The 14,798-nt window shown below is 71.9% G+C and carries 15 protein-coding genes and 1 riboswitch; of the genes, 11 read left to right on the forward strand and 4 right to left on the reverse strand.

Translation table 11 applies throughout. The features are described from left to right. Positions 1-25: 25 nt before the first annotated feature. From PAM7066_RS08825 to cobD, 4 genes are read left to right on the forward strand one after another with little or no spacing between them, the layout of a single operon-like run. Positions 26-583 carry a histidine phosphatase family protein gene (locus PAM7066_RS08825; protein WP_085853791.1) on the forward strand — a complete coding sequence of 186 codons (558 nt, stop codon included), beginning with the start codon at positions 26-28 and terminating at the stop codon, positions 581-583. Continuing rightward, on the forward strand, positions 580-1,335 hold the full coding sequence (locus tag PAM7066_RS08830; RefSeq protein WP_085853792.1) for a hypothetical protein: 756 nt from the start codon (positions 580-582) through the stop codon (positions 1,333-1,335). Before PAM7066_RS08825 ends, PAM7066_RS08830 begins: the two co-directional genes overlap by 4 nt. After that, positions 1,332-2,261, forward strand: coding sequence for an adenosylcobinamide-phosphate synthase CbiB (gene cbiB, locus PAM7066_RS08835; RefSeq protein WP_217639946.1), 930 nt, complete (start codon positions 1,332-1,334; stop codon positions 2,259-2,261). Before PAM7066_RS08830 ends, cbiB begins: the two co-directional genes overlap by 4 nt. Next, on the forward strand, positions 2,258-3,205 hold the full coding sequence (gene cobD / locus PAM7066_RS08840) for a threonine-phosphate decarboxylase CobD (protein ID WP_085853794.1): 948 nt from the start codon (positions 2,258-2,260) through the stop codon (positions 3,203-3,205). Before cbiB ends, cobD begins: the two co-directional genes overlap by 4 nt. Here the strand turns inward: cobD and PAM7066_RS08845 are convergent. Genes PAM7066_RS08845 through cobO form a run of 4 tightly spaced genes read right to left on the reverse strand, consistent with a single transcriptional unit; the run spans position 3,202 to position 6,633 of the window. Further along, entirely contained in the window at positions 3,202-4,644 is a 1,443-nt protein-coding gene (locus tag PAM7066_RS08845) for a cobyric acid synthase (protein WP_085853795.1), read from the reverse strand. The genes cobD and PAM7066_RS08845 overlap by 4 nt on opposite strands. After that, positions 4,641-5,420: a metallophosphoesterase gene (locus tag PAM7066_RS08850; RefSeq protein WP_139214975.1), complete on the reverse strand. Its 780-nt coding sequence runs from the start codon at positions 5,418-5,420 to the stop codon at positions 4,641-4,643. The genes PAM7066_RS08845 and PAM7066_RS08850 overlap by 4 nt, the downstream gene beginning before the upstream one ends. Then, positions 5,417-6,001 carry an HAD family hydrolase gene (locus tag PAM7066_RS18590; protein WP_175484609.1) on the reverse strand — a complete coding sequence of 195 codons (585 nt, stop codon included), beginning with the start codon at positions 5,999-6,001 and terminating at the stop codon, positions 5,417-5,419. Before PAM7066_RS18590 ends, PAM7066_RS08850 begins: the two co-directional genes overlap by 4 nt. A 26-nt stretch (positions 6,002-6,027) precedes the next feature. Next, complete coding sequence (gene cobO / locus PAM7066_RS08855; RefSeq protein WP_085853797.1) at positions 6,028-6,633, reverse strand: cob(I)yrinic acid a,c-diamide adenosyltransferase; 606 nt, start codon at positions 6,631-6,633, stop codon at positions 6,028-6,030. A 26-nt stretch (positions 6,634-6,659) separates the two neighbouring features. Beyond that, positions 6,660-6,849, forward strand: a riboswitch (cobalamin riboswitch). 81 nt (positions 6,850-6,930) lie between these two features. Between cobO and PAM7066_RS08860 the strand changes: the two genes are divergently transcribed. The 7 genes from PAM7066_RS08860 to cobJ are packed head-to-tail and all read left to right on the forward strand — an operon-like array spanning position 6,931 to position 14,745. Continuing rightward, positions 6,931-7,302, forward strand: a complete 372-nt coding sequence (locus PAM7066_RS08860; protein ID WP_085853798.1) for a DUF1636 family protein — start codon at positions 6,931-6,933, stop codon at positions 7,300-7,302. Continuing rightward, positions 7,299-8,351, forward strand: coding sequence for a cobalamin biosynthesis protein CobW (cobW, locus tag PAM7066_RS08865; protein WP_085853799.1), 1,053 nt, complete (start codon positions 7,299-7,301; stop codon positions 8,349-8,351). Before PAM7066_RS08860 ends, cobW begins: the two co-directional genes overlap by 4 nt. Positions 8,352-8,378: 27 nt before the next feature. Further along, entirely contained in the window at positions 8,379-11,624 is a 3,246-nt protein-coding gene (cobN, locus tag PAM7066_RS08870; RefSeq protein ID WP_085853800.1) for a cobaltochelatase subunit CobN, read from the forward strand. Beyond that, positions 11,621-12,676: a ferredoxin-like domain-containing protein gene (locus tag PAM7066_RS08875; protein WP_245749637.1), complete on the forward strand. Its 1,056-nt coding sequence runs from the start codon at positions 11,621-11,623 to the stop codon at positions 12,674-12,676. The genes cobN and PAM7066_RS08875 overlap by 4 nt, the downstream gene beginning before the upstream one ends. Beyond that, positions 12,666-13,295: a precorrin-8X methylmutase gene (locus PAM7066_RS08880; protein ID WP_085853801.1), complete on the forward strand. Its 630-nt coding sequence runs from the start codon at positions 12,666-12,668 to the stop codon at positions 13,293-13,295. Before PAM7066_RS08875 ends, PAM7066_RS08880 begins: the two co-directional genes overlap by 11 nt. Next, positions 13,292-14,017 carry a precorrin-2 C(20)-methyltransferase gene (locus PAM7066_RS08885; RefSeq protein WP_085853802.1) on the forward strand — a complete coding sequence of 242 codons (726 nt, stop codon included), beginning with the start codon at positions 13,292-13,294 and terminating at the stop codon, positions 14,015-14,017. The genes PAM7066_RS08880 and PAM7066_RS08885 overlap by 4 nt, the downstream gene beginning before the upstream one ends. After that, positions 14,014-14,745 carry a precorrin-3B C(17)-methyltransferase gene (cobJ, locus tag PAM7066_RS08890; protein WP_085853803.1) on the forward strand — a complete coding sequence of 244 codons (732 nt, stop codon included), beginning with the start codon at positions 14,014-14,016 and terminating at the stop codon, positions 14,743-14,745. Before PAM7066_RS08885 ends, cobJ begins: the two co-directional genes overlap by 4 nt. The last annotated feature ends 53 nt before the right edge of the window (positions 14,746-14,798 follow it).

Raw genomic sequence — 14,798 nt, forward strand, 5'->3', positions numbered from 1 at the left:
CCGGGAAAGGAAAGCCTCGCCGTCGATGCCGCGCCCTGATCTGCTTTTCATCCGCCACGCGGCTGTCACCGACCCCACCCGGCTCTGGGGCCGGTCCGAGGTCGATACCGTCCCCGACCCCGCCTCGATCGCCGCGATGCGGGCGATGCTGGGCGAGGTCGCCACGGTGGTCAGCAGCCCCGCGCGCCGTTGCACCCGGACCGCCCGTGCGCTGTTCCCCGAGGCCGATGTGGCCGAGGATCCCCGCCTGTGGGAGCAGGATTTCGGCTGCCACGACGGCGCCCCCCTGGCCGATCTGCCCGACCTCGGCCCCCTGACAGGCGACGCCCTCGCCGCCCATAGGTGGGAGGGGGGCGAAAGCTTCGCCGAGCTCTGCGCCCGCGTCGCACCCGTGCTGGCGCCGCTCGCCGCCGAAGGACCGGTCGCCGTGATCGCCCATGCCGGCACGATCCGCGCGGCGCTCGCAACCGTCACCGGGCCGGGCGCCGCGCTCGCCTTCGAGATAGCACCCCTGTCGCTGACCCGGATGACCGCATATACCGGCGGCTTCGCCATCGGCTGCGTGAACGCGAGGCCCAGATGAGCGGTCATTTCGGCGAGTGGATGCAAGGCCGCATGGACCCCGACGGCACGCTGGCGCTGGTCACGATGACCTGCCCCCTGCCCCCGGTCGAGCCCTCGCCCGGTGCCGGACCGCTCCTGCCGCCCGAGCGGATCGCAGCCTTCTGCGCCGCCCTTGGCGTCGCCGATCCAAGGCTCGACATGGCCGCGCGGATGCCGATGGGCGGCGGGACCGGCGCCTCGACGGCGGCACTCTTGCTGATCGGGCGCGCGGCGGGCGTCCACGACCCGGCACGCCTCGCCACCGCCTGCATCGCCGCCGAGGGGGCGAGCGATCCGTTGATGCTGGACTGCCCCGACGCCGTGCTCTGGGCCCCGCGCGAGGGGCGTATTCTCGACCGTATCGCGCCGCCCCCAAGGGCCGAGATCGTCGGCGGCTTCCAAGGCCCTCCGTTGCCGACCGACCCCGCCGATATCGACTTTCCCGACATCGCGGACCTGCACCGCCTCTGGGCCACCTCCGGGCAACTCTCCCTCTGCGCCGGGATCGCCAGCGAGTCGGGCCGCCGCACCACCGCGGCTCGCGGCCCCGAGGGTGACCCGACCCAGACGCTCGCTGCCGATCTGGGCGCGCTTGGCTGGGCACGGGCGCATACCGGGTCGGCCCGCGCGCTGATCTACGCGCCCGGCGCGGTGCCCCCGGGCGTCGAGGCAGCGCTGGCAGAGGCCGGGCTGACCGGCATCGTCCGGTTCCAGACCGGGGGCGCGGCATGATCGGAGCAATGGCGGTCGCTCTGGCGCTCGACGCCACCATCGGCTGGCCCGGCGCCGTACATGACCGGATCGGCCACCCGGTCACGTGGATGGGCCGGCTGATCGCGGCGCTGGACAGGCGCTGGAACGAGGGCGACGCCCGTGCCCGCCGCCGCACTGGCCAGATGACGGTCGCCGCGACGCTCGCAGCTGTGCTGGTCCCAGCGATCTTCCTGCAAAGCGCAATGTCGGACGGCCTGACGGCGACACTGGTGATGGGGGTGCTCGCCTGGCCGCTGGTCGCGGCGCGCTCGCTCCATGACCACGTGAAGGCCGTCGCCCTGCCTTTGACCGAGGGCGACGCCACGGCGGCGCGAGAGGAGGTCGCCAAGATCGTCGGGCGCGACCCGAGCCGCCTCGACCCGCCCGGCATCGCCCGCGCCGCGATCGAGAGCCTCGCCGAGAACGCCAGCGACGGGGTGATCGCGCCGCTCTTCTGGGGGGCGCTCTTCGGCCTGCCTGGCATAGCCGCCTACAAGGCGATCAACACGATGGATTCGATGATCGGCCACCGCACCCCGGCCTACGAGGATTTCGGTCGCGCGGCCGCCCGGCTCGACGATCTCGCCAATTGGATACCCGCGCGACTGACCGGGGCGCTGTTCTGCCTCGTCGCCCCCGCGCCCAAGGGCGCCTTCGCAGTGATGCGGCGGGACGCGCGCAGGCACCGCTCGCCCAACGCCGGCTGGCCCGAGGCGGCGATGGCGGCGGCCCTCGGGTGCCGATTGTCGGGGCCGCGCGTCTATGCAGATCGGGTCGCGGACGAGCCTTGGCTGAACGCGGGTGCGCCCGACGCGACAGCCGATGCCCTGTCCCGCGCGCTCGACCTCTACCGCCGTGCGATGCTGATCGCGGGGGCGGTGCTGGTGGCGGTGTGGATCGCATGAGGGACCACGGAGGCAACCTCGACGCCGCGATGGCGCGCTATGGCGGGACCGGGTGGCTGGACCTGTCCACCGGGATCAACCCGCGCCCCTACCCCGTGTCGGAGCTTTCCACCCGCGCCTGGACCGCCCTGCCCACCCGCGCCGACATGGCCGCGCTTACCGATGCGGCCCGCGCAGCCTACGGCACGGGGGCGCAGATCGTGCCCATGGCCGGGGCACAGGGGGCGATCCAGGCGCTGCCGCGGATCGTGCCGGGTCGCTTGGCGCGGGTGCTGGGGCCGACCTATAACGAGCATGCGGGGGCGCTGATTGGCGCAGGGTGGGAGGTAGCCGAGGCCACCGATCCCGACGCACTGGAGGGCGCCGATCTGGCCGTCGTGGTGAACCCGAACAACCCGGACGGACGCAGCTTCGCGCCCAACGCGGTACGCGACATTGCGGCGCGGGTCGGCACACTCGTCGTGGACGAGAGCTTCTGCGATGTCACACCCGAGCTCTCCCTTGCCGCTGACATGCCGCCCAACGCGGTGGTGCTCCGATCCTTCGGCAAGTTCTTCGGGCTGGCGGGGGTGCGGCTGGGTTTCGCGCTTGCCGCCGAACCGCTCGCCGCGAAGCTGCGGGCCGAGGCGGGTCCGTGGCCCGTGTCGGGCGCGGCGATCGAGGTCGGGCGGCGCGCTCTGGCCGACACCGCGTGGCACGCGGCGACCCGCAGCCGCCTCGCGCGAGACGCCGCGCGGCTGGACCGGATCGCCGAGGCGGCAGGCTGGCGGCTGGTCGGGGGCACGACCCTGTTCCGCACCTACGAAACGGGCGACGCGGTGGCGGCGCAAAGGCGGTTGGCGGAAGGCCGCATCTGGAGCCGGATCTTCCCCTATAGCGACGGGTGGCTGCGGCTGGGCCTGCCGGACGGCGACGGGTGGGCGCAGCTGGCAGCCGCGCTCTAGCGGGCCAGCGCCAGCATCCCGTCCACGTCCAGATGCGCCTCGAGATGGTCTGCCAGCGCGTCGAGCGTCGCCTCGACCCCTGCGCCGTAGCCAGCTTCGGAGGTCACTCCGAACCCGGCAAGCCACGATGCGCGGAACGCGTCGTCGGTGAACATGCCATGCAGGTAGCTGCCGGCGATCCTCCCGTCGGCGCTGACGGCGCCCTCGGGCTCGCCATCCACGTACCCGAACGGCCGGGCGCGGTCGGGGCCGTCGGTCATGCCCATGTGGATCTCGTAGCCGTCGAAGGGCAGGCCCGTCGCGGCGTGGGTCGCGCGCACCTCGGTCAGGCGCTTGTCGGCCGACATGGTGGTGGAAACGTCCAGCAGGCCGAGCCCGGGATCGGCCCCCGGCGCGCCCTCGACTCCATGCGGGTCCGCAACCTCGGAGCCCAGCATCTGGTAGCCGCCGCAGATGCCCAGAACATGCCCGCCCCGCCTTGCATGGGCGGCAAGGTCGACGTCCCAGCCCTGCGCGCGCAGATACGCCAGGTCGCCGCCCGTGGACTTGGTGCCCGGGATGATCGCCACATCCGTGTCGCCGGGCAGCGCCTGGCCGGGGCCGAGCATGGTCAAGCGGACGCCCGGTTCGGCCGCCAGCGGGTCGAGGTCGTCGAAATTCGCGATCCGGCTCAGGCGCAGGCAGACGATGTGCAGCCCCTCGCCCCGCCCGCCGCGCAGGTCGAGCGCATCTTCGGCAGGCAACCTCCACGCGCCGTCGAACCAGGGGCAGACGCCGAAGCCGCGCCAGCCCGTGTGCGCCTCGATCAGCCGGTAGCCATCGGCGAACAGCGTGGGGTCGCCTCGGAAGCGATTGACGATGAAGCCGCCGATCAGCGCGGCATCCTCGGGGTCGATCACCGCCTGCGTGCCCACGATCTGCGCGATCACCCCGCCCCGGTCGATGTCGCCCGCCAGCACCACCGGCACGTCGGCGGCGCGGGCGAAGCCCATGTTGGCGATGTCGCCGGCGCGCAGGTTGACCTCGGCCGGGCTGCCGGCGCCCTCGACCAGCACCAGGTCGTGGGCGGCTTTCAGGCGCTGGAAGCTCTCGAGCACCTTCTCGAGCAGTTGCGGCTTCAGCCTGGCATAGTCGCGGGCGCGGACGGTGGTCAGGCGGCGGCCCTGCACGATGACCTGCGCGCCGGTGTCGGTCTCGGGCTTCAGCAGGACCGGGTTCATGTCGGTGTGCCGGGGCAGACCGGCCGCCACCGCCTGCAACGCCTGCGCGCGGCCGATCTCGCCGCCATCGGCCGTCACGGCGGCGTTGTTCGACATGTTCTGCGGCTTGAACGGCGCGACCGACAGCCCCCTCCGGCGCGCGGCCCGGCACAGCCCCGCGACCAGCATGGACTTGCCTACGTTCGAGCCCGTCCCCTGGATCATCAGCGCGCGGCTCATCCGACCTCGATCAGCACCAGCTCGGGCGGGCAGAACAGCCGGAACGGTGGCCCGGTGTTGCCGACCCCGGCCGAGACGACGAGCTGCTTCGACCCCTCGGCGTGGTGCCCGTAGGCGTAGCGGCGGCCGTGATGCGAGGGGACGACCCACGGCCGCCCGAACAGGCGGATTTGACCCGCATGGGTGTGCCCCGACAGGGTCAGGTCAACCTGGTCGGGCAGTGTCGGGAAGATGTCGGGCTCGTGCGCCAGAAGGATCGTGAAGCGCCCGGGATCCGTGCCGGCGAGCGCTGCAGCGACATTGTCGCCCCCGCAATCGTCCGAGTAGGCGCGCTGTGATTCGAGCCCGGCGAGCGTGAAGGCCACGCCCCCGGCTGTCAGGTGACGCGCGGCATTGACCAGGGGCGGCAGTCCGGCCTCGGCCAGCCCGTCGTGCCAGGTGGTCGAAGCCGCACGGCCTGTCTTGGCGGCGGGGTCGTCGTGCCAGTCGTGGTTCCCCATGACCCCATGCACACCGAGCGGCGCGGTCAGCCGGGCCAGAAGGGGCGCGACCTGTGCGGGCTTCAGCGTCCGCGAGGCCCAGGCATGGCCCACGTAGTCGCCAAGAAGGCAGATCACGTCTGCGCCAAGCGCCTGCACCTCGTCGACGATCCGGGCGATCCGCGCCTCGTCCATGAAAGGCGTGCAGGCGTGGAGATCGGCAAGGACCGCGATCCGGATGCGCGGGGCGGCGACATCGCGGCGGGGGGCGATGCGGTAGCGGGTGATGGCGGTCACAGGCCCAGCATCCTCGGCAGGCGGTCCCGCGTCTCCGGGCCGAACCGGAACGCCTGCCAGCCGCGGCGCCGGGCGCTGGCGCAATTGTCGGCGCTGTCGTCGATCAGCAGGATGCGCGGGGGCGGCAGACCGGCCCAGCGCTCGATCTGGCCGAAGAAACCCGGAGACGGCTTGGCCACGCCCATCTCGCCGCTGGCAAAGACCTTCGCGGCCGCACGGCCCGCCTCGGTCCGCTCGGCGATGTAGCGGGCGCGGGACACGGCGTTGTTGGTGGCGATCACCTTGCGCCCGTCCGATTCCCGCAGCCATTCGACCGCCTCGGCGTCGGGCCGGTCGTCGGCGGTCAGCCAGTGCGCCAGGAATTCCTCGGCGGTGATGTCGTGCCCCTCGGCCTCGATCCAGCCGCCGAGCCGCTCGCGCAGGTCGCACCAGCCGTTGAGCACGTCGCGCCTTTGACCGGGCACGTTCAGGAAGCGCCGGAAGCTCTCGGGCGGAATGCCCACGTCCCGGTCGAGATCGGCGATCCAGGGGAACACTTCGCCCCCGGGATTGACGTTCAGCACGCCGTCGAAATCCCACACCGCAAGGTCGAAGGCGATCGGGGCAGTCAGAACTCCACCCCCTTCTGCGCCTTGATGCCGTCGCGGAACGGGTGCTTCACGAGGTCCATCTCCGTCACCAGGTCCGCCGCCTCGATCAGCTCGGGCTTGGCGTTGCGGCCCGTCAGGACGACATGGGTCATCGGCGGTTTTTCTTCCAGCAGGAAGGTCACGACCTCGTCGATATCGAGGTAGTCGTAGCGCAGCGCGATGTTGATCTCGTCCAGCAGGACGAACCCGTTGCGGGTGTCGCGGATCTGCTCTTTCGCAATGTCCCAGCCGCGACGGGCGGCGGCGATGTCGCGGTCGCGGTCCTGGGTTTCCCAGGTGAAACCCTCGCCGGCGACGAACAGGCGCACTTCGGGGAAACGCTCCTCGATCACGCGCTTCTCGCCGGTTTCCCAGTCGCCCTTCACGAACTGGACGACCGCCGCCGGGATGCCCCAGCCGACGCAGCGCATCACCATCCCGAAGGCCGAGGAACTCTTGCCCTTCCCCTTCCCGGTATGGACGACGATCAGGCCCTTTTCGTCGGTCTTGTCCGCCATCATCCGGTCGCGCGCGGCCTTGATCTTCTTCATCTTGGCGTTGTGCCGCTCGGCTGCTTCGTCCATCGCTTGACTCCGGGCTTGGGTTGCGCCCATGTCTCGCCTGCGCTGGTGCCCGTTGCAACGGGTGAAAAGGGAATGGGTCAGAAACCCAGCCGCCCCCGCGACCGTGACCGGAGAGGTCGCCCGACGCCACTGGCCACCCGGCCGGGAAGGCGGGACGACCGCGGGCCAACGCCCACATCCGCAAGCCGGGAGACCTGCCAGCCGGAACGATGAACGACGTGGACGGGGTGCGCCACGATCGGAGGACGGGGCAGTTGCGCCCCCATTCCGTGATGCGCCCCGCCCGGAAAGGTAGCAATGCCCGAGACCGAGCTTCTGGTCTGCATCAAGTGCCGCCGCGGGATCGACACGCCCGGCGAAAGCCGCCGCCCCGGCAAGGTGCTGGCCGACGCCGTCGCGGGCCAGCTGCCCGAAGGCGTGCGCCTGGTCGAGGTCGAGTGCATGTCGAATTGCGAGCGCGGCTGCTCGGTCGCGCTGCGCGGTCCCGACCGCTGGACCTTCGTCTACGGCAACCTGACCGAGGCCGACGCGGCCCTCGTGGTCGAGGGCGCCGGCCTCTACGCCGCGCAGCCCGACGGCCTTGTGCCGTGGCGCGAACGGCCCGAACATTTCAAGCGCAACTGCATCGCGCGCATCCCCCCCTTCACCCTCCCGGAGGCCCCCGAATGACCGACCTGTCCAAGCTTCCCGTCACCGTCGTCACCGGCTTTCTGGGCTCGGGCAAGACAACGCTGATCCGCCACCTGATGCAGAACCCGGGCGGCCGGCGCCTCGCGGTCGTCGTCAACGAATTCGGCGACGTGGGCGTCGACGGCGAGATCCTCAAGGGCTGCGCGATTCCCGACTGCCCTGCCGAAAACATCGTCGAACTGGCGAATGGCTGCATCTGCTGCACGGTGGCAGACGACTTCATTCCCACGATCGAGGCGCTGATGAAGCTCGACCCGCGCCCCGATCACATCCTGATCGAGACGTCGGGCCTTGCCCTGCCGAAGCCCCTGCTCAAGGCGTTCGACTGGCCCGACATCCGGTCCAAGATTACCGTGGACGGCGTGATCTCTCTGGCCGATGCCGAGGCCGTGGCGGCGGGCCGCTTTGCCCCCGACGTGGACCGCGTGCAGGCCCAGCGCGAGGCCGATGACAGCATCGACCACGAAACGCCCCTGTCCGAGGTGTTCGAGGATCAGATCTCCTGCGCCGACATCGTGCTTCTGACCAAGCCCGACCTCGCCGGCCCCGAAGGCGTCGCGAAGGCCCGAGCGATCATCGCCGCCGAAGCTCCCCGCCCCCTGCCCATCGTGGAATGCGCCGAAGGGGTCGTGGACCCGCGCGTGATCCTTGGCCTCGGTGCCGCCGCCGAGGATGACATGGACGCCCGCCCCTCGCACCATGACGACGCGGCCGACCACGATCACGACGATTTCGAGTCCATCGTCGTGGACATCCCTGAACTTGCCGCGCCCGCCGACCTCGTCGCCGCCATCGAGACGCTTGCGCGCGAACGCAACATCCTGCGCGTGAAGGGCTACGCCGCCGTGCAGGGCAAGCCCATGCGCCTGCTGGTCCAGGCCGTCGGCGCCCGCGTGCGTCACCAATTCGACCGCCCGTGGAAGCCCGAGGAAGCCCGCCGCGGCCGCCTCGTGGTGATCGCCGAGCATGACGACATCGACGAAACCGCGATCCGCGCCGCGCTTGGCGCGCTCGAGGCCGCCGAATGACCCGGCGCGCGATGACGGGCCCGTAAGATGCACGTCATCTTCCGCGAAAGCCACGGGCTCGAAGAGGCCGGCACGCCCACCGATCTCGGCCAGGACCCGGCCGACCTGGTGGTGCTGTCGTTCTCGGACTCGGACCTCGGCGCGTTCGCGGAAGCCTGGCACAGGGCGCGCGACGGACTGCCGTCGCTGCGCCTCGCCAACCTGTCGGCGCTGCGCCACCCGCTGTCGGTCGATACCTATGTCGATCAGACGCTCTCGGGGGCGAAGGGCATCCTGATCCGCCTGATCGGCGGCGCGCCCTACTGGTCCTACGGCCTTCAGCAGGTCGAAGCGCTAGCTCGCTCCCGCGGCATACCGCTGGCCGTCCTACCCGCCGATGGCCGCCCGGACGAGACGCTGGACCGCGCCTCGACCCTGCCCACATCGACCCTGCGGCGTCTTCAGCATTTCTGCGACACCGGCGGCGTCGTGGCGGCGCAAGCGGCGCTGCAGCAGATGGCGCTCGCCTCGGGACTCTATGCCGGGCCGGTCCGGGGGCAGAAGGCGCTGCCGATGGTGGGGGCGTGGACGCCCGAGGACGGGCCGTGTTGTCCGTTGGTCGGCATGGCATCCGGAACCGAGCGACGGGTGCTGGTCGTCTTCTACCGCTCCTACCTGGTCGCCGCGGACCTCGAGCCGGTGGCTGCCCTGATCGAAGCCCTGCGCGCGCGCGGGTTCGACGCCGTGGGGCTGTTCGCGCCCTCGCTGAAGGCGCCAGATGCGGCGGGCTGGCTGCGGCGGCAGGTTCGGTTCTGGGCTCCGGTGGCCGTGGTGAACGCGACGGCGTTCTCGGGCCGCGGCGAGGACGGGACATCGCCCCTCGACGCCGCTGGCGTGCCGGTGTTCCAGGTCGCGCTGTCGACGGCCAACCGTAAGGCGTGGGCCGGGGCCGAGCGCGGCCTGTCCCCGGCCGATCTGGCCATGCACGTGGTCCTGCCCGAGATGGACGGCCGGATCCTCGGCGGCGTCGCCTCGTTCAAGGAACCCGGCGTGCGCGACCCCGACCTGCAGTTCGCCCGCGTCGCCCACAGCGCGGACGAGGGGCGCGTCGCTGCCATCGCGGACCGGGTCGCGGCGTGGGTGCGGCTCGGGGCGACCCAGGCGGCGGATCGGCGGCCGGCGCTGGTGCTGTCGACCTATCCGGGGCGCGACTGGAACATGGCGCACGCCGTGGGGCTCGACGCCGTTGCCTCGACCGAGGCGATCCTTTCGGACCTGCGCGAGGCGGGCTACGCAATAGCGCCCGGGGATGCCCTGCCCGAAGCACTGGCCGCGCGCAGCGAGGCCTGGCCGCTCGCCGACTATCGCGCCGCGCTGGACCGGCTGCCCAAGGGCTTGCGCGCCGACCTTGACGACGCCTGGGGCGCGCCCGAGCACGATCCCGCTTTGAAGGACGGCGCCTTCCACTTCGCAGCCGTCCGTCGCGGTGCCGCTTGGGTCGCCCTGCAGCCCGAGCGCGGGACGCCGCAGGCGAAGGGCGACGACTACCACGATCTCAGCCGCGTCCCGCGCCACGCCTATGTCGCCTTCTACCTTTGGCTGAGGCAGCGGGCCGATGCGCTGGTCCATATCGGTGCGCATGGCACGCTGGAATGGCTGCCGGGCAAGGCGGTCGCGCTGTCGGACACCTGCTGGCCCGAGGCGCTGGTGGGCGACCTGCCCGTGATATACCCCTTCATCGTCAACGACCCCGGCGAGGCCGCGCAGGCCAAGCGGCGGATCGGCGCGGTGACGCTGGGCCATGTGCCGCCCCCGCTGAAGGAAAGCGGCACGCCAGAACGGTTGGCGCATCTGGAGGCGCTTCTCGACGAGTTCTCGAACGCCGACGGGCTCGATCCACGCCGCCGCGACCGCCTGCAGGAGGACATCCGCTCCGAGGCGCAGGCGCTGGGGGTCGAGGCCGATCTGGGCCTGGACGGCGCCTCCTGTCCCGCCGAGGCGATCACCCGGATCGACCGCTTCGTCTGCGACGTGAAGGAAGGCCAGTTCGGCGACGGCCTGCATGTCTGGGGGCGCGAGAACGCCTTCGACGACGGTGCGGGCGAGCGGCAGGCGCTGCTGGATGCGCTGGACGGCAAGCGGATCGAGGCGGGGCCGTCCGGCTCGCCCTATCGCGGGCGGGCGGACGTGCTGCCGACGGGGCGGAACCTGTTCACCGTGGATGCGCGCGCCGTGCCGACGCGGGCCGCCTGGGCGCAGGGGGGTCGGCTGGCCGACGAAGTGGTGCGGCGGCACTTGCAGGACGAGGGCGACTGGCCGCGGGCGATGGTGGTGGACCTGTGGGGCTCGTCCACGATGCGCACGGCCGGCGAGGATTTCGCGATGGCGCTGGCGTTGATGGGGGTGCGGCCCGTTTGGGACGACGGGTCCGAGCGGGTGCGCGGGATCGAAGTCCTGCCGATCGCCGAACTGGATCGCCCGCGGGTGGACGTGACGCTGCGCATCTCGGGCCTGTTCCGCGATACCTTTCCGGGGCTTGGGCGGTTGCATGGACAGGCTGTGCGCGCGCTGGCGGCGCGGGACGAGGCGCCGGACTGGAATCCCTTCGTCGGGCAGACGGGCGCGCGCGTTTACGGCCCTGCGCCGGGCAGCTTCGGGCTGGGCGTCGACGCGCATGACTATGGCGATGCGGGACGGCAGGCGGCGGGCGAGGCGTGGCTGGCGGCCTCGGCCTGGGCGCATGACGGCGAGGAACCCCGCCGCGACGAGAGCGGCCTGCGCGAGCGGGTGGCGGGCGCGCAGGCTTTTGTCCACGCGCAGGACCTCGCCGAAAGCGACCTGCTGCTCGCGGGCGACTACGCGACCCACGAGGCCGGGTTCGCAGCCGCGCAGGCCGTCACCGGAGGGGCCGCGCGGCTGTGGCACCTGGACAATACCGCGCCCGACCGGCCCCGCGCCCGGTCCCTGCAGGAAGAGATCGCCCGCGTCGTCCGCGGCCGCGCCACACATCCCGGCTGGATCGCCGGGATGATGCGCCACGGCTTCCGCGGCGGGGCAGAGATCGCTGCCACGCTGGAACACATGGCCGCCTTCGCGCAGCTTGCCGGCGTGGTCGAGCCGCACCTGTTCGACGCGTACCACGAGGCGACGCTCGGCGACGCCGCGGTGGTCGACTTCCTCGGCCGCGAGAATCCGGGCGCGCTCGAGGCGATGCGCGAGCGGTTCGCCGCGCTTCATGCGGCGGGCCTGTGGCAGACGCGGCGCAACTCGATCCTCGCGGAGCTCGGGCCGTGAGCGTGGTCAAGGGCTGGTGCCCCGGTGCGTGGCAGCCGATGATGTCGGGCGACGGGCTGGTGGTGCGGGTGCGTCCGCATCTGGCGCGGCTGAGCCGAGCGCAGGCGCTTGGTTTGGCGGCCTTGGCCGCGGCGCAGGGCAGCGGCATCGTTGAGCTGACCCGGCGCGGCAACGTCCAGCTGCGCGGCATCGTCGATCATGGGGCCGTGATCGCGGGCCTGGCCGAGCTGGACCTGCTCGATCCCGACCCCGATGCAGAGGCCCGGCGCAACGTCACCGTCGCCCCTGACTGGCAGCCGGGCGACGCGACGCAACGCCTCGCCGACGCGCTGACCCGGCAGCTGGCAGAGCTTCCGCCCCTGCCCGCCAAGTTCGGCTTCGTCATCGATGCGGGGCCGGTCCGCGTCCTGGACGGCGTGCCGGGCGACGTGCGGATCGAACGGGGCGAGGCCGGGCTGATCCTGCGGGCCGAGGGGCAGCCGTTCGGCCGTGCGGTGGACGAGGCGACGGCGGTGGACGCGGCGCTCGCCCTTGCGCAATGGTTCGCGGCGCATCGCGGGGAGGCGCGGCGGATGCGCGCTGCCTCTCCTCCCGGGCCGTGGGACGCCGAGGTCGGGCCGGTCGGGCCGGTTCAAGGCTTCACCGAGGGCGGCGTGGCGTTCGGCCAGATGCCGGCCGAGACGCTGGCTGTCGCTGCGCAAGCCGCCGAGGGAATCCGCGTCACGCCATGGCGGACGCTGCTTCTGGAGGGCGCGACTGCCCGTCCCAGCGGCATGCTGCCCCCCGACAATCCGCTGCTGAAGGTGGATGCCTGCCCCGGCGCGCCGCTCTGCCCGCAGGCGAGTGTCGAGACGCGCTCCCTCGCCCGGCAAGCGCACCCCAAAGGGTCGCTCCATGTCAGCGGGTGCGCGAAGGGATGCGCGCGGTCCGCGCCGGCGGACGTGACGCTGGTGGGGCGGGACGGCCGGTTCGATCTTGTCATCGGCGGCCGCGCGGGCGACACACCCGCCGCGACCGGACTGACGCCGCAGGAGGCCCTCGATGCCCTATGAGTACGAGAAGGACGGCGCCGCGATCTACCGCCAGTCCTTCGCCACGATCCGCGCCGAGGCGGACCTGACGGGCTTCGACGCCGAGGCCGAGCCGGTCGTCGTGCGCATGATCCACGCCGCCGGAATGGTCGGACTGGAACGCCACGTGCGGATGTTCGGCGGTTTTGCCACCGCCGCCCGCACCGCGCTGGAAGCAGGGGCACCGATCCTGTGCGACGCGCGGATGGTCAGCGAGGGCGTCACGCGCACCCGCCTGCCCGCCGACAACGCGGTGATCTGCACGCTGCACGATCCGCGCGTCCCTGACATGGCGAAGGCGGCCGGCAACACCCGCTCGGCCATTGCGCTGGAGCTGTGGCGGCCGCATCTTGAAGGCGCGCTGGTGGCGATCGGGAACGCGCCGACGGCGCTGTTCCACCTGCTGAACATGCTCGAAGACCCCACCTGCCCGCGCCCCGCGGCGATCATCGGCTGCCCCGTCGGCTTCGTGGGTGCCGCGGAATCCAAGGCCGCGCTGTGGGCCGACCAGCCGGTGCCGTCGCTGATCGTCGACGGGCGGCTGGGCGGGTCGGCAATCACGGTCGCGGCGATCAACGCCCTTGCGAGCCGCGCGGAATGACGGGCCGCGTCATCGGCGTGGGACTGGGTCCGGGCGATCCCGACCTGATGAGCGTGCGCGCCGACCGCCTGATCCGGGGCGCCGCGACCATCGCCTATTTCCGCAAGAAGGGCCGCCCCGGCCGCGCCCGCACCGCGGTCGAAGGGATGCTGCGCGACGACGTGACGGAGGTCGCGATGGAATACCCGGTGACGACGGAGATCCCGCTCGACGATCCGGCCTATAACGACGCGCTCGCCGCCTTCTACGAGGACGTGGCCGAGACGCTGGCCGCACAGGTCGAAGCGGGCGAAGAAATCATCGTGCCCTGCGAGGGCGACCCGTTCTTCTACGGCTCGTTCATGCACCTCTACACCCGCCTGAAGGACCGCGTCCGGGTCGAGGTCGTGCCTGCGATCACCGGCATGTCGGCCGCCTGGACGGCCACGGGCCTGCCGATCACATGGGGCGACGACGTGCTGTCGGTGGTCATGGCGACCCTGCCCGAGGACCTGCTGGAGGCGCGCTTTCGCGAGGCCGACGCGCTGGTGGTGATGAAGATCGGGCGGAACATGGACAAGGTCCGCCGCGCCCTGCGGACCGCCGGGAAATACGACCGCGCGTGGCTGGTCGAATGCGCCTCGATGTCCGAGGAATGCGTCATGACGCTGGCCCAGGCAGAGGGGCGGCAGGTCCCGTATTTCTCGATCGTGCTCGTCCACGGACAGGGGCGCCGGCCTTGAGCGGCTGGCTGCGCATCGTGGGCCTCGGCCCCGGTTGCGACGGGCTGATCACGCCCGAGGCGCAGGCGACCGTCGCGGGGGCGACGGATATCGTGGGCTACATCCCCTATGTCGCGCGGGTGCCGGACCGGCCGGGGCTGGTGAAACACGCCAGCGACAACCGGGTGGAACTGGACCGGGCGAGCCATGCGCTGGACCTTGCGGCCGAGGGGCGGCAGGTGGCGGTGGTCTCGTCCGGTGATCCCGGTGTCTTCGCCATGGCCGCCGCGGTGTTCGAGGCGATGGAGGGGCGGCCCGACTGGCAGGGGCTGGACGTCGTCGTGGTCCCCGGGATCAGCGCCATGTTCGCGGCAGCCGCGCGAGCCGGCGCGCCGCTGGGCCACGATTTCTGCGCCATCAACCTCAGCGACAACCTCAAGCCCTGGGACCTGATCGAGAAGCGCCTGCGCCTCGCAGCCGAGGCCGATTTCGCCATGGCCTTCTACAACCCGCGCTCGGCCTCGCGCCCCGAGGGATTCCGCCGCACGCTGGAGGTGCTGCGCGAGGCCTGCGGCGACGATCGCCTCGTGATCTTCGCCCGCGCGGTGTCGACCCCCGCCGAGCACATCTCTACCGTGAAGCTGAGCGAGGCCACGCCCGAGATGGCCGACATGCGCACGGTGGTGATCGTCGGGTCGTCCCGCACGCGCCGGGTGGGGCCATGGGTCTACACACCGCGGATGGCCTGAGCACGGGCCTTGAACGCAGGGCTTGAGAGGGCCCCGGCGGGCCGCTAACAGCA

Source organism: Palleronia marisminoris (assembly GCF_900172315.1).
In the GTDB taxonomy this organism is placed as follows: Bacteria; Pseudomonadota; Alphaproteobacteria; order Rhodobacterales; family Rhodobacteraceae; genus Palleronia; species Palleronia marisminoris.

Excerpts from the sequence above, each read along its gene's own strand:
- PAM7066_RS08825 (WP_085853791.1), top strand. The coding sequence starts at position 26 with ATGCCGCGCCCTGATCTGCTTTTCATCCGCCACGCGGCTGTCACCGAC.
- PAM7066_RS08830 (WP_085853792.1), top strand. The coding sequence starts at position 580 with ATGAGCGGTCATTTCGGCGAGTGGATGCAAGGCCGCATGGACCCCGAC.
- cbiB (WP_217639946.1), top strand. The coding sequence starts at position 1,332 with ATGATCGGAGCAATGGCGGTCGCTCTGGCGCTCGACGCCACCATCGGC.
- cobD (WP_085853794.1), top strand. The coding sequence starts at position 2,258 with ATGAGGGACCACGGAGGCAACCTCGACGCCGCGATGGCGCGCTATGGC.
- PAM7066_RS08845 (WP_085853795.1), bottom strand. The coding sequence starts at position 4,644 with ATGAGCCGCGCGCTGATGATCCAGGGGACGGGCTCGAACGTAGGCAAG.
- cobO (WP_085853797.1), bottom strand. The coding sequence starts at position 6,633 with ATGGACGAAGCAGCCGAGCGGCACAACGCCAAGATGAAGAAGATCAAG.
- PAM7066_RS08860 (WP_085853798.1), top strand. The coding sequence starts at position 6,931 with ATGCCCGAGACCGAGCTTCTGGTCTGCATCAAGTGCCGCCGCGGGATC.
- cobW (WP_085853799.1), top strand. The coding sequence starts at position 7,299 with ATGACCGACCTGTCCAAGCTTCCCGTCACCGTCGTCACCGGCTTTCTG.
- cobN (WP_085853800.1), top strand. The coding sequence starts at position 8,379 with ATGCACGTCATCTTCCGCGAAAGCCACGGGCTCGAAGAGGCCGGCACG.
- PAM7066_RS08880 (WP_085853801.1), top strand. The coding sequence starts at position 12,666 with ATGCCCTATGAGTACGAGAAGGACGGCGCCGCGATCTACCGCCAGTCC.
- PAM7066_RS08885 (WP_085853802.1), top strand. The coding sequence starts at position 13,292 with ATGACGGGCCGCGTCATCGGCGTGGGACTGGGTCCGGGCGATCCCGAC.